The organism is Mycobacterium sp. (assembly GCF_049585075.1).
GTDB lineage: Bacteria > Actinomycetota > Actinomycetes > Mycobacteriales > Mycobacteriaceae > Mycobacterium.
In genome coordinates this window covers 1-13,102 of record NZ_JBAUZA010000280.1, presented here as the reverse complement: position 1 = coordinate 13,102, position 13,102 = coordinate 1, and the positions used below count along the sequence as shown (strand labels likewise).

General features: G+C 65.2%; 12 protein-coding genes. 5 read left to right on the top strand and 7 right to left on the bottom strand.

The genetic code is table 11. The annotated features are described in order from the left end of the window. Positions 1–786 (top strand): LLM class flavin-dependent oxidoreductase (locus WB785_RS13850; protein ID WP_424079911.1); only part of this gene is annotated, 786 nt, incomplete at its 5' end. A 4-nt stretch (positions 787–790) separates the two neighbouring features. Here the strand turns inward: WB785_RS13850 and WB785_RS13845 are convergent. The 3 genes from WB785_RS13845 to WB785_RS13835 form a co-directional block, all read right to left on the bottom strand. Further along, positions 791–1,216: a nuclear transport factor 2 family protein gene (locus WB785_RS13845; RefSeq protein WP_424079910.1), complete on the bottom strand. Its 426-nt coding sequence runs from the start codon at positions 1,214–1,216 to the stop codon at positions 791–793. 75 nt (positions 1,217–1,291) lie between these two features. Continuing rightward, entirely contained in the window at positions 1,292–1,681 is a 390-nt protein-coding gene (locus WB785_RS13840; protein WP_424079912.1) for a heme-binding protein, read from the bottom strand. A 259-nt stretch (positions 1,682–1,940) separates the two neighbouring features. Beyond that, positions 1,941–2,681, bottom strand: a complete 741-nt coding sequence (locus tag WB785_RS13835) for an MBL fold metallo-hydrolase (RefSeq protein ID WP_424079909.1) — start codon at positions 2,679–2,681, stop codon at positions 1,941–1,943. Between the two features lie 43 nt (positions 2,682–2,724). Here WB785_RS13835 and fgd point away from each other — a divergent pair, with 43 nt between their 5' ends. Genes fgd through WB785_RS13820 form a run of 3 tightly spaced genes read left to right on the top strand, consistent with a single transcriptional unit; the run spans position 2,725 to position 6,935 of the window. Beyond that, positions 2,725–3,735, top strand: coding sequence for a glucose-6-phosphate dehydrogenase (coenzyme-F420) (gene fgd / locus WB785_RS13830; RefSeq protein WP_424079908.1), 1,011 nt, complete (start codon positions 2,725–2,727; stop codon positions 3,733–3,735). Continuing rightward, positions 3,728–5,797: a phosphate acetyltransferase gene (gene pta, locus WB785_RS13825; protein WP_424079907.1), complete on the top strand. Its 2,070-nt coding sequence runs from the start codon at positions 3,728–3,730 to the stop codon at positions 5,795–5,797. The genes fgd and pta overlap by 8 nt, the downstream gene beginning before the upstream one ends. After that, entirely contained in the window at positions 5,790–6,935 is a 1,146-nt protein-coding gene (locus WB785_RS13820; protein WP_424079906.1) for an acetate kinase, read from the top strand. The genes pta and WB785_RS13820 overlap by 8 nt, the downstream gene beginning before the upstream one ends. On the opposite strand, the gene WB785_RS13815 is transcribed toward WB785_RS13820, so the two are convergent. The 4 genes from WB785_RS13815 to WB785_RS13800 form a co-directional block, all read right to left on the bottom strand. After that, entirely contained in the window at positions 6,932–8,029 is a 1,098-nt protein-coding gene (locus WB785_RS13815; RefSeq protein WP_424079905.1) for a sulfite oxidase, read from the bottom strand. The two genes, WB785_RS13820 and WB785_RS13815, sit on opposite strands and share 4 nt — an antisense overlap. Next, on the bottom strand, positions 8,026–9,417 hold the full coding sequence (locus tag WB785_RS13810; RefSeq protein WP_424079904.1) for an MBL fold metallo-hydrolase: 1,392 nt from the start codon (positions 9,415–9,417) through the stop codon (positions 8,026–8,028). Before WB785_RS13810 ends, WB785_RS13815 begins: the two co-directional genes overlap by 4 nt. A 138-nt stretch (positions 9,418–9,555) precedes the next feature. Further along, positions 9,556–10,746, bottom strand: a complete 1,191-nt coding sequence (locus WB785_RS13805; RefSeq protein WP_424079903.1) for a DUF1501 domain-containing protein — start codon at positions 10,744–10,746, stop codon at positions 9,556–9,558. Positions 10,747–10,755: 9 nt separating this feature from the next. After that, positions 10,756–12,072 (bottom strand): DUF1800 domain-containing protein, encoded by a 1,317-nt coding sequence (locus WB785_RS13800; RefSeq protein ID WP_424079902.1) that lies wholly within the window; start codon positions 12,070–12,072, stop codon positions 10,756–10,758. Positions 12,073–12,189: 117 nt separating this feature from the next. On the opposite strand from WB785_RS13800, the gene WB785_RS13795 reads away from it, so the two are divergent. Beyond that, on the top strand, positions 12,190–13,032 hold the full coding sequence (locus WB785_RS13795; RefSeq protein WP_424079901.1) for an endonuclease domain-containing protein: 843 nt from the start codon (positions 12,190–12,192) through the stop codon (positions 13,030–13,032). The last annotated feature ends 70 nt before the right edge of the window (positions 13,033–13,102 follow it).

The window sequence follows — 13,102 nt, the reverse complement described above, 5'->3', positions numbered from 1 at the left end:
TATGTCGACCCGGGACGCATCGGGACCGTCGAACATCACAGCACCCAATTCGACGTGCGCGGACTGGCGACGCTACCGGCCGGGCCGCAGGGACATCCGGTGTTGTTGCAAGCCGGCGACTCCGACGACGGCCGTTCGTTCGGCGCCCGGCACGCCGACGCGCTGTTCACCCTGCACGGATCTCTAGAAGACGGGCAGCGCTACTACGCCGACGTGAAGGGCCGCGCGGCCTCCTATGGACGAGATCCCGACCAGCTCAAGGTCTTTCCGGCCGCGACGTTTGTCCTCGGCGACACCGCCGAGGAGGCTGCGGACAAAGCGGTGCATATTCGTCACCAGCAGGTCAGCGGCGCGACGGCGATCGCGATGCTCGAGCAGGTGTGGGGCCGTGACCTTTCCGACTACGACCCTGATGGGCCGCTGCCCGACGTCGACCCGACCGGCGATACCGGCATCACCCAGGGCCGCGTCCGGCACGGCGACCCGATCGCGGTGGCCCGCAGGTTTCGCGAGCGCGCCGAGGCCGAGAAGCTGTCGATCCGCGAGCTCGTCATCGCTGTCACCAGCCGTGAGCAGTTCGTCGGCACCGCCGCGCATATCGCCGACGAGATCGACCGCTACGTGCAGGCCGACGCTTGCGACGGATTCATTCTGGTGCCGCACCTGACCCCGCACGGCTTGGACGACTTCGTCGACCAAGTAGTGCCGCTATTGCAGGAGCGTGGCGCGTTTCGCACCGAATACAGCGGCCACACCCTGCGCGAGCATCTCGGGTTGACCAGCTGACGGATTACTTGTGGTATGCGTCGTCTTGGATGACCTTGACGCCGCGCCAGCCCCAGTAGACGCAGTGACGCTGGATGAGCCCGTTGACGATCTCCATGACCTCGACGAAGTCCATCTGCTCACCGTCTGGTGTAGCGCGCGGATACTCGAAGATCATTGTTCGCTCGCCATCGGTCAGGAAGCCGGTCCGGTAGTAGGTGCGTAGGGGCGGTTTGCGCGCTGCCACTTGCTCGAGCAGCGGTCGCAATTCGTCGTGCCCGCGGCACACGCCGGTTTCGGTGCCCATCGTTAGCGGTACCGCCGGACTCTCCAAGATGGCGTCGGGAGCATAGAGCGCAAGCAGTCCCTCGACATCGTCATTGCTCAGTGCCTTGTCCCAGTCGTGGTAAATGCGCTCGGCGCTCGCTTGGAAACTGTCGTTATTGGCCATGCCTCACCGAGTACCCATTCAACGCGTCAGCCCTACCTGGCCCGGGCGGGGTCAGGTAGGGCTGACGGTCACCGTCTAGCCGGCCATGAACTCGTTGTAGGCCGACTCCAGATCGGGCGACAGCACCGAGGTGTTGCACTGGCGCTGGGTGTCACCGATGGGCGACAGAATGCCGCGCAAGTCGTAGTACTCCTGCGGGTGTGCGGTGAAATAGCTCCGCAGATCCGACGCAGCTTGCCCCCGAGGCTCGTTCCTCGCTGCCGTGACGACCGCGTTGGCGCCCGGGTGATTGTTGAGGTACTGGGTCGCCGATCCCGTCACCGAGCTGACCGTGTTGGCCACCGCGGCCGGACTACAGTCCGGCGCCGCGGAGGCGGTCGGCGCCGCGATCACCGTGGCAGCAAGTCCGGCGAGGAGACCGCAACCGGCGGCGTGCCGGCGCATGGTCGTACCACTGAATTTCATCATTGTTTGTTTCCTTCAAGACGCAGATTGATCAGGGGGTTGCCGATCCCCCAAGGCACACGGCCCAAGGTACGCGGACGTCTGACAGCGGAAGTTGGTGCAGGAGAAGCGTTTCAGCGCTCTGATGTGAAGGGAGTCTCAGATGAGGCGGATTTCGGTAAGTATTCGATCAGAGCGGCGGGATTTTCTTAAAGAACGCGTTCGGGTCTTAGGTATTCGTGACATGCAACGTGATCGAATTGTGACGTCAGCACCCGCTTTATTGCGCTAACGCGGTCGCTTCAGCGGTGGCTGCGCGGATCGGGCCCCGCCACACGTCGCCGTGTCCGGGCACCAGAACTTCGGTGTCCAACAGCGCCAGCGCCGCCAGGCTGCGGATGCAGCCGTCCTGGTCGTGGCTGAACACCGCAGGTAGCAGTTGCGGCCCGCGGTGCCCCAGCAGCGGGTGCCCGGTGATCAGCGCGTCGCCGCTGGCCAATATGCCGTCGACCAGATACGAACAATGACCGCCGGTGTGACCGGGAGTGGGGATGGCCATCGGGTGACCCGGCAACTGCGCCGCCACCTCGGCGGTCAGCGGCTGTGCGGTCGGGATGCCGTCACGGATCAGACCGCCGTTGCGCACCACGTGGGTGGCCCACAGCGCCCACCGTGGCCGCCAAATGCGCAGAGCGATATCGAGCGGCGAGGCCTGTTCCAGGTACTCCCGCTTGGTGTGGCCGACCTCGTCGGGATGGCAATACACCGGGGTGTCGTGGGTCTTGGCGAACCAGATCGCCGAGCCCATGTGGTCGATGTGGGCATGGGTGAGCAGGATGGCCCGCACGTCGCCGGCCCGGTATCCCAGCTGCCCTAACGAGGCCAGCACGTCGTCGCGGTCACCCGGATATCCGGCGTCGATCAGCATGACCCCGCTGTCGTCGGTGACCAGCAGCCAGTTGACCGCCCCGCCCTGGGCGAGATGCACGGTCTCGGTGACGACCTTCAGCACCGGTGCCATGTCGGAGAGTTTAGGCACCAGGTATAGGAGTAGAAACGACAGCGTGGCTGAACTCAAACTGGGATATAAGGCGTCCGCCGAACAATTCGCACCGCGTGAGCTCGTCGAGCTGGCTGTCGCAGCTGAAGGTCACGGCATGGACAGCGCGACGGTCAGTGATCACTTCCAGCCGTGGCGACATGAGGGCGGGCATGCCCCGTTCTCGCTGGCCTGGATGACCGCCGTCGGGGAACGCACCAAACGGCTCCAGTTGGGTACCTCCGTGCTCACCCCGACATTCCGGTACAACCCGGCCGTCATCGCGCAGGCCTTCGCCACCATGGGGTGTCTCTACCCCGATCGCATCTTTCTCGGTGTCGGCACCGGGGAGTCGCTCAACGAGATCGCGACCGGATACGAGGGCGACTGGCCGGAATTCAAGGAGCGTTACGCCCGGCTGCGCGAGTCAGTGCGGCTGATGCGCGAGTTGTGGCTGGGCGACCGGGTCGACTTCGAGGGTGAGTACTACCACACCAAGGGGGCTTCGATTTACGACGTGCCCGAGGGCGGCATCCCGATCTACATCGCAGCGGGAGGACCCCAAGTGGCCAAGTACGCGGGCCGCGCCGGCGACGGCTTCATCTGCACCTCCGGCAAGGGCGAGGAGCTGTACAAAGACAAGCTAATCCCCGCTATGAGGGAGGGTGCGGAGGCGGCGGGCAAGAATCCCGACGAGATCGACCGGATGATCGAAATCAAGATCTCCTACGACACCGACGCGGATCTGGCGCTGGAGAACACCCGATTCTGGGCGCCGCTGTCACTGACCGCCGAACAGAAGACCAGCATTCACGACCCGCTCGAGATGGAGAAGGCCGCCAACGAGTTGCCGATCGAACAGGTCGCCAAGCGCTGGATCGTGGCATCGGATCCAGACGAGGCGGTCGCGAAGGTGAAGGACTACATCGACTGGGGCCTCAATCACCTGGTGTTCCACGCGCCCGGCCACGACCAGCGCCGATTCCTGGAACTCTTCGAAAAGGATCTCGCGCCCAGGCTGCGCCGACTTGCCTGAGCCCTCAGCGATTTACGTCGCCGCTCCCGAGGCGGAAACCGGCAAGTCGACGATTGCGCTGGGGATCCTGCATCGGCTGGCTGCGACGGTGGCGAAAGTCGGTGTGTTCCGGCCGATTACACGACCCGGCGATCGGGACTACATCCTGGATCTGCTGCTGGCGCAGACCACCGCGGGCCTGGCCTACGAGCGCTGCATCGGGGTGACCTACCAGCAGCTGCACGCCGATCGTGACGCCGCGATCGACGACATCGTCGAGCGCTATCACGCGATGGCCGCCGAGTGCGACGCCGTCGTCGTCGTCGGCAGCGACTACAGCGACGTCACCAGCCCCGCCGAGCTGAGTGTCAACGCCCGCATCGCGGTCAACCTCGGTGCACCGGTGCTACTTGCGGTGCGGGCCAAGGGACGCAGTGCCGAGCAAGTCGCCCGGGTCGTCGAGGTGTGCCTGGCCGAGCTGAATGCCCAGCACGCACATACTGCGGCCGTGGTGGCCAACCGCTGCGAGCCGTCGCAATTGGCCACAGTCGCCGAGGCATTGCGCCCGCTCGGCCCGAGGACCTACGTCCTGCCCGACGAACCGCTGCTGGTGGCGCCGACGGTAGCCGACCTGCAGACCGCGGTGAACGGAACGCTGGTCAGCGGCGACACCGCGCTGATGAACCGTGAAGCGATGGGCGTGGTTGTCGCCGGAATGACGGCCGACCATGTATTGGAGCGGCTGCGTGATGGGGTCGCGGTGGTCACGCCCGGTGACCGCTCCGACGTCGTGCTGGCTGTCGCCAGCGCCCATGCGGCCGAAGGGTTTCCGTCGCTGTCGTGCATCATTCTCAACGGCGGGTTCGAGTTGCATCGGTCGATCGCGGCACTGGTGGCCGGTCTGCGGCTACGGTTGCCAATCGTCGCTACCAAGCTGGGCACCTTCGACACGGCCAGCGCGGTAGCGTCGGCGCGCGGCCGGGTGACCACGTCGTCGCAGCGCAAGATCGATACCGCGCTGCAGCTGATGGAACATCACGTCGATCTCGGGGACCTGTTGGTGCAGTTGGCAATTCCGATCCCCAAGGTGACCACGCCACAGATGTTCACCTACCAGCTGCGCGAGCGGGCCCGCTCGAGTCGCAAGCACATCGTGCTGCCAGAGGGTGACGACGATCGAATTCTCCGCTCCGCCGGCCGGCTGCTACAGCGCGATATCGCCGACCTGACCATCCTGGGCGATGAAAGCCAGATCCGCGGTCGCGCTGCCGAACTCGGCGTCAACCTGGACGACGCCACGGTGTTCGATCCGCGCACCAGCGAGCTGTGCGACCAATTCGCCGAGCAGTACGCGCAGCTGCGCGCCAAGAAGGGCGTCACCGTCGAGCAGGCCCGGGAGATCATCCACGACGTGTCCTATTTCGGGACCATGCTGGTGCACAACGGCATGGTTGACGGAATGGTGTCCGGCGCTGCACACACGACGGCGCACACGGTCCGCCCAGCTTTCGAGATCATCGGGACAGCGGAAGGTATCTCTACGGTCAGCAGCATTTTCCTGATGTGCCTGCCGGATCAGGTGCTGGCGTACGGCGACTGCGCAATAGTCCGCGACCCGACGGTCGACCAGTTGGCCGATATCGCCATCAGCTCTGCGCGCACCGCGGCACAATTCGGCATCGAGCCGCGGGTGGCGATGCTGTCCTACTCCACCGGTGAATCCGGCACGGGCGCAGATGTCGACAAGGTCAGGGAAGCAACCGGATTGGTGCGCAACCGGGCCCCGGAGCTACTGGTCGAGGGTCCGATCCAATACGACGCCGCGGTCGAGCCATCGGTGGCAGCCACCAAGCTGCGAGATTCGCCGGTCGCCGGCCGGGCCACGGTGCTGATCTTCCCCGACCTCAATTCCGGAAACAACGCCTACAAGGCGGTGCAGCGCAGCGCGGGGGCGATCGCCATCGGTCCGGTGCTGCAAGGTTTGAACAAGCCGGTCAACGACCTGTCGCGTGGCGCGCTGGTCGAAGACATCGTCAACACCGTCGCGATTACCGCTATCCAGGCCCAGGACGGCAATGGCTGACCGCACGGTGCTGGTGATCAACTCCGGCTCGTCGTCGCTGAAATATCAGCTGATTCAGCCGGATTCGGGTCGGTCGTTAGCCGATGGCATCATCGATCGGATCGGCGAACCGTCGTCGCCGGTTGCCGATCATGATGCGGCACTGCGGACGGCGTTTGGCCAGTTGTCGAAGGCCGGTATCGATTTGCAGGATTGCGGGCTGGCGGCAGTTGGCCACCGGGTCGTGCACGGCGGAGCGTCGTTTTACCAGCCGACGGTGATCGACGACGCGGTCATCGGCGACCTCAAGCAGTTGTCCGTGTTGGCGCCACTGCACAATCCGCCCGCGCTACAGGGCATCGAGGTGGCCCGCAAGATGCTGTCGGACGTGCCGCACGTCGCGGTATTCGACACGGCGTTCTTTCACGATCTGCCCGCAGCGGCGGCGACGTACGCCGTCGACCGTGACCTGGCGCGTAAGTGGCAGATCCGCCGATATGGATTTCACGGTACGTCGCACCAGTATGTCAGCGAGCAGGCCGCGGCGTTCCTGGACAGGCCGCTGAAAGACCTGAATCAGATTGTGCTGCATCTGGGTAACGGCGCATCGGCGTCGGCGATCGCGGCGGGCCGGGCGGTGGACACGTCGATGGGGTTGACACCGTTGGAAGGTCTGGTGATGGGGACCCGTAGCGGCGACATCGACCCGGGTGTCATCGGCTACCTGTGCCGCGCCGCGCAGATGGGCGTGGACGAGGTGGAGTCGATGCTCAATGCGCGGTCCGGACTGCTGGGCCTGGCCGGTGAGCGGGACTTTCGCCGATTGCACGAGATGATCGAATCCGGTGACAAGTCAGCGCAATTGGCTTACGACGTGTTCATCCATCGGCTGCGGAAGTATGTCGGTGCTTACCTGGCGGTTCTGGGGCGCACCGACGTGGTGAGCTTCACCGCGGGTATCGGCGAGCATGTCGCATCGGTGCGCCGCGACGCGCTGACCGGACTGGCGGAACTGGGTATCGAGATCGATAAGCAGCGAAATGCGCAGTCCGCCAAGGAAGCCCGGCGGATTTCCACCGATGCCTCGCCGGTCGCCATACTGGTGATCCCTACCAATGAAGAGCTGGCGATTGCCCGCGACTGCGTGCGGGCAATCTAGCTGAGGTGGATCGTGGCCGCCTGCACGCCATTTGCGCCGTATCCCAACCTATTCCAGTGGGATTGCTCGGGTTGAATGCGGCCGGTGCGGTCGACGGCGCGAGCGCGGACCGTTGCCGTTCCCGGCTGATCCACAGCGACGTGCAGTTCCCACCGCCGCCAGGCGTCGCGCACCGGAGGGCCCACCAGGCGGGCTTGCTGCCACGGGCGCTCGCCTACGCTGACCCAGACTTCTGAGATCGGTGCCAGCCCGGACCAGGCGATGCCTCTGATCGTCACGTCACCGCGGGTAAGCCGTTGTCCGGCAACTGGTTCAGTAATGACCGCGCGGACCCGTTGCCGCCCAACCGGTTCGGCGATGACCTGGCCGTCGCGCAACCATTCATAGCGGTATTTCTCGGTCTGGAAATGGCCGTCGAACCTCCGGTCGAGCACCTCGATATCGGTCAACCACTTGACCGACGCCATTCCGTACCACCCGGGAACGACTAGGCGTAGCGGATAACCGTGCTGGCGTGGCAGCGGCGCGCCATTCATCGCGTAGGCCAGCAAGGCGCCGCAGTCGGCGATATCGCCCACGGTGAGACTGCGCTCAAAGAAGGTGGTTTCGGTGTGTCCGTCCACGTGCCCGCAGTCCCCGCCGCGGAACACCACCTCGCACGCGTCGGATGCCAGGCCGGCGTGATCGAGGACGTCGGTCACCGGAACACCGGTCCACGCAGCAGTGCCGGCGGCGCCGAAACCCCACTGTGCTCCCGGCACCGGTGGGGAGAATGCCGAGCGGTTATTTCCCGCGCACTCCAACGTCACCAGCCGCGTGTGGGAGGGCAGGGCACACAACTGCTCCAGGCTGTAGGTCCTGCGGCGCAGGGTGCGGCCGCCGACGGTGAGCCGCCAGTGCGCGGCGTCGAGATCGGGGATGGGGAAGTGGTTACGCACGTAAAACTGTTGGGCCGGTGGGACGTTCGTGTCAATCAGGGCGGGCAGCGGTGTTTCGGCGTTGAGGGGGTCGGTGGTGTGGACGAGCAGGCCGGCGTCGACGGCCTGGCGGTAGGCCTCTGCGTCGACGGCAGGCGCGGTCAGCTCAGTAGTCATGACGCGGGAACAGCTTCGAGGACCGGCATTGCCGCCCACGCAGCGTATCCGCCCAACAGGTCAGAAACGTCGACAAAGCCGGTGGCTGTCAACCAGCTCGCCGCGATCATCGAGCGGTAGCCGGCGGCGCAGTAGACGGTGGTCGGGTAGGTGCGGTCCAATTCGCAGGCCCCCTGCACGAGCCTGGTCAGCGGTATATGTATCGCGCCTGGGATCACGCCGTTGGCTAGCTCACCGGGATTGCGCACGTCGACCAGCACCGACTCTGGTGCATCCGCCCGGCGTGCCGCCAGTTCGGTCGCCGTAAGCCGTGAACTGCACTCGATTGCATTGGCGTACTCGATGAACGCACCTCGGGGGTTGTCGAGATAGCCAAATACGTTGTCGTAGCCGATCAGCCTGAGCTGCATCGTGGCCTCGAGTTCTCTGCCTTGCGGGCATACCAGTGCGACTCGCTGGTTTGGGCGCAGCACGCTGCCGACATATTCGGCGAACCGGCCGTCAAGGCCGACGTTTATTGATCCGCGCAAATGGCCGGCCGCGAATTCTGCCGGCTCGCGCGCGTCGAGCACCACCACGCCCGCGGATCGCAGTACGCACAGTTCGGTGAAAGACACTGGCAGCGGCGGACTTACCTTGTCGAGCAGGGGGCGCCGCTCGCGGTTGCGGTGTGACGCGAAGGAGAAGTACGGCGGTGCCGGTGGCTGACCGGTTGTCACCGCGGCGACGAACTCCGCCTCGTCGCGCAGCGCCAGTGCGTGGTTGGTCCGCCGTTGTTCGCCGATGGTGGATGAGGTGTCGGCCAACAGGTGACGTGCGCACGCGGAGCCCGCGCCGTGGGCGGGAAAAACTCGGGTCTCATCCGGCAGCGTCAGCAGTTTGTCGCACACCGAGTGGTAAAGCTGGCGCGCCATCTCGGTACTGGAACCGCCGGCGGTCGAGGATAGGTCGGGCCGGCCGACATCACCGACGAGCAGGGTGTCCCCGGTCAGCACGCCGTAGGGCGCCGCACAGTCGTGGTGTTCGTAGACCACGATGCTGATCGATTCCGGGGTGTGCCCCGGCGTCGCCCGGATCTCCAGTGCGACGTCGCCGAGATCGAGCCGCTGGCCGTCGTGGAGCAGTTCGATCGGGTAATCGGTTGTAGCGCCCTCGCCGAAGCAGATCGCGGCACCGGTCGCAGCGAGTTCGAGGTGGCCGGAGAGAAAGTCGGCGTGGCAGTGGGTTTCGATAACCCGCTCGATGCGCAGGCCGTGTTTTTCGGCGTCATGCCGATAGGCGGCGACGTCGCGGTGCGGGTCGACCACGACCGCGCGACCCGAGGTCGTATCGCCGATCAGGTAGGACAGCTGGGACAGGGACTCCAGGAAATACTGCTTGAAGATCATTTCGCTCCTCCCCCTGGGACTGGATGTTCGGCAGCATAGGTGCGAAAGGCGCTAATTGCGAGCATTTCGGCAAAAGTAGTAATGTTTACCTACATAGGTATATTAACCATATATAGCGACCAGCAGGCTAGGTTGTGCTCAGAGGAAGCCGAGGCTGCGGCGACCCGTCCCTACCGACGGTGTGGGATCGGTCTGCAGCGTCCGCGACAGCAGCTCGTAGTAGACGTCGCGAAAGTCCGTGGTCGCTCTGAGGTCCCCGTTGTCGAGGTCGGTGAGGCTGGGTTCGTCGCCGTAGAAGCCGCCCTTGACCGTAGCTCCGGCGACGAACACCGGGCCGGCGGTGCCGTGGTCGGTGCCCTGCGAGGCGTTGGCCGCAACCCGTCGTCCGAATTCCGAATACGCCAACACGACGACGTTTTTGCCATGCCGGTCACCGGCCATCTGCTGCAGGAACGGGCTCACGGCTTCGTCGAAGGTCTGCAGCAGACGCTGCTGGGTATCCCGTTCGTCGGCATGCGTGTCGAATCCGCCCAATTGGACCGCGTACACCCGGGTCGGCGCCGCTGCTTGAACTGCTGCTGCCACCATGCTCAGTTGGCTGGCCAGCGAGTTATGTTCGCCGCCAGAGGGTTTGATCGCGCCGAAGACAGTATCGGTGGTGCGGGTGGCCCGGTAGGCGTCACAAACCGCTGCCATCGCTGGCGTGTCATTGGGGTCGTCGGCGCCGAGTGCATCTATCGTCGCGGCGAGCTCATCCGCCGACTCGGGCTTTTGCGTCGGCGAAAGTGCTGCCGCTGTGCACTTTTCACCAACTGCCAGCGGCGGCAACACCGCGCCGATGTTGACGGCCCGCAGCGGGTCGTTTCCAGTGGCATCCAGCCAGCGGCCGATCCAACCGGTTGTGACCGGTTCGGCCGGGGAGGCGGTCTGCCAGATATCCATCGACCTGAAGTGGCTGCGGTCAGGCCGCGGATAGCTCACACCGCGCACGATCGCCAGCTTTCGGTTCGTCCATTGCTGCGCCAGGCCTTTGAGCGCCGGATTCAGCCCGAGCTGGCTGTCGAGGGCCAGCACATCGCCTGGGGGATAGGCCAGTTCTGGCCGGGCATCATGATAAGCGTTGTCGGCGTAGGGGATTACGGTGTTGATGCCGTCGTTGCCGCCGTAGAGTGTGAGAATCACCAGCACTCCGCTGCCCTCGGCCAAAGGTCGCTGCTTGGCCTCCCGCATCAGGTCAGACCAGCTGACGGCGCAAGCACCCGACAGCAGGCCGGCCGCACCGAGGCCCGCGCTGGCGATCAAGAACTTGCGGCGACTGTATCCAGGCATCGGCACTCGCTAAGACGTCAGATATTCGGGCGTATTGACGGCCGCAGCGACCAACTGAACCGGCCTGCGCACCAACGGTTGCAGGGCTGCGACGGTTCGGTCCGACCACGCCCCGACTCCGATCAGGTAACCGACCGCATCGATCCGGTCGTGAGCAGCAGTGTCTTCGAGGCTGGACAGGTCGCCAGCGCGTGCCAGTTGGCTCGCCGCGCGCATCCGCGCGTCGGCGCTGGCGGTCGACATCCAGACCCGGCCATGCGGCCACCCGCCGACATCGGGCGGATAGAAGGGTCGCTGACCCAGCCCGCGCAGCGTGGCGTTGACCATCTTCAGCCGTCCTGGCGTGTCGACGGGGACGGCCAGCGTACGGATTACCCCGACCAGCCATTCGACCGGCGTGTTGACGATGCCCGCCCGGCTACGGATGAATTCGTCGTCGGTCAGGATTGCCCGGGTCAGCGCGCCTAGGTTGCGGGAGGGGCCATAGGCGGTGATCAATCGGTCGAGCGCTTGGGGCGAGGGCGGTGTGTCAGACGCGAGCTGGTGCCACAGCCGGGTGGCGACGAATTGCGCCGACTTCGGCTGGGCCAGCACGATGTCGGAGAATCCGGCCGCGTCGAAATTTCCAGTGACGCCGAATAGCGTTTTGGCCGTGTGGTCGTGACGGCTGGGCAGCAGCGATGTTTGGCCGTCGGGCCGGACGGCCCACCCGGTCAGCGCACGGGCACCCTCCCGCACATCGTCTTCGGTGTAGCCACCGCCATGACCGAGCGTGAACAACTCCATGAACTCACGGGCAAGGTTTTCGTTTGGGGCCTTAGCCGTATTGCTCTGCCCGTCCAGCCAGCGCAGCATCGCGGCGTCGGTCAACATGGCATAAGCAAGCGAGCGGAAATCACCGAGTGCCAGGTTGCGCAGTTTCTGGTTTTGCGCAGACATGTGCGCGGCAACTCTGACTTTCTGGGCCGAAGTGGCAAAGTGGTTGTGCCACAGCAAGGTCAGCTTTTCGTGGATGGGCTGCTGCACCGCTATCATCCGACGCAGCCACCATTGCGAGAGCTCGGTCATCTGCTCGGCGAGCCGGCGGTTGAACTCTTTCCGGTCGGCCACCGGCGCTCCCTTGCCGGGGCGGCGCAGGGTGGGCAGCTTCGGCATTGGTGTCGCTACCGCGCCCGGGTCGGCGTTGGGATCCGCAGTCAGAGCGGCCTCGAGATAGCTGGCCCACTGCTGGCCTGCCACGGCGTCGACCTGAGCGCCAGTCACCCCGAACCCGGACCGGCGCAAAACGCGGGCGGTGGTAATCCACCGGTCCGACTGGCCAGCCATAGGCGAATTGTGGAGCGCTCAGCTGTGTGTTAGCTGTGCGCAAGCCGGTAACCATCCTGTGGACAGTGGGAAACGCGGCCGGCGTTGGCGTGTGACCCTTCAGCCGTGCGGCCGAACATGGCAGAGCCGTTCATCGGCACCGAGGCGTTGGCATGCGGTCATCTGAACCGGCACCAGCTCAGGACGCGACACCGGCTGGTGTTTCCGAACGTCTACCTGTGCAAGCACACTCAGCTGTCGCTCGAGCGCAGAATTGCGGCGGCCTGGCTGTGGGCCAGGCGCGAGGCGACCATCGCCGGGCTGGCCGCCGCTGCGCTGCACGGCGCCAATTGGATCGATGACGACACCACCATCGAGCTCATTTATGCCAACACTCGTCCACCACGCGGCGTGCAGACCCGCCGCGACGTGCTGCTCGACGGTGAAGTTACCGTCGCCGGCGGGCTGTCGGTCACCACACCGGAGCGCACCGCGTTCGACATCGGCCGCCGCGGGCAGCATCGCATCGCGGTTGCCCGACTCGATGCACTTGCCCGCGCAACGGGTCTCAAGCTCGACAACGTTATGTCCGTCGCCGGCCGCCATCCCGGTGCGCGTGGTTTGCGAAGGCTCGAGACGGCGCTCGGATTTGTCGATGCGGGGGCACAGTCGCCGCGGGAAACCTACCTGCGGCTGCTTCTCATCGACGCCGGGTTGCCGCCGCCGCGGACCCAGATCCCGGTGATAGCCGACAAAGAGACATATTTCGTCGACATGGGCTGGGAAGATTGCATGGTTGCCGTCGAGTACGACGGCGAACACCATCGGACCGATCCGCTGCAGTACCGCAAGGACATCCATCGGCTTGAGGCACTAGAGCGCCTGGGTTGGATCGTCATCCGGGTGATCGCAGGCGACCATCCCGCCGCTATCCTGCAACGAGTGCGTCGTGCCCTGGACTCGCGGAAATCGAGTGTGTAATGGGGGCTTTCAGCGTGTAGTCAGGGCGCGAATTTAGCGAAAGCCGCGCCACAGGTTCACACTCGACGCC

Coding starts and splice junctions, on each gene's coding strand:
- WB785_RS13815 (WP_424079905.1), bottom strand. CDS start 8,029: ATGACTACTGAGCTGACCGCGCCTGCCGTCGACGCAGAGGCCTACCGC.
- WB785_RS13820 (WP_424079906.1), top strand. CDS start 5,790: ATGGCTGACCGCACGGTGCTGGTGATCAACTCCGGCTCGTCGTCGCTG.
- WB785_RS13800 (WP_424079902.1), bottom strand. CDS start 12,072: ATGGCTGGCCAGTCGGACCGGTGGATTACCACCGCCCGCGTTTTGCGC.
- WB785_RS13835 (WP_424079909.1), bottom strand. CDS start 2,681: ATGGCACCGGTGCTGAAGGTCGTCACCGAGACCGTGCATCTCGCCCAG.
- WB785_RS13845 (WP_424079910.1), bottom strand. CDS start 1,216: ATGGCCAATAACGACAGTTTCCAAGCGAGCGCCGAGCGCATTTACCAC.
- WB785_RS13810 (WP_424079904.1), bottom strand. CDS start 9,417: ATGATCTTCAAGCAGTATTTCCTGGAGTCCCTGTCCCAGCTGTCCTAC.
- WB785_RS13795 (WP_424079901.1), top strand. CDS start 12,190: ATGGCAGAGCCGTTCATCGGCACCGAGGCGTTGGCATGCGGTCATCTG.
- WB785_RS13805 (WP_424079903.1), bottom strand. CDS start 10,746: ATGCCTGGATACAGTCGCCGCAAGTTCTTGATCGCCAGCGCGGGCCTC.
- WB785_RS13840 (WP_424079912.1), bottom strand. CDS start 1,681: ATGAAATTCAGTGGTACGACCATGCGCCGGCACGCCGCCGGTTGCGGT.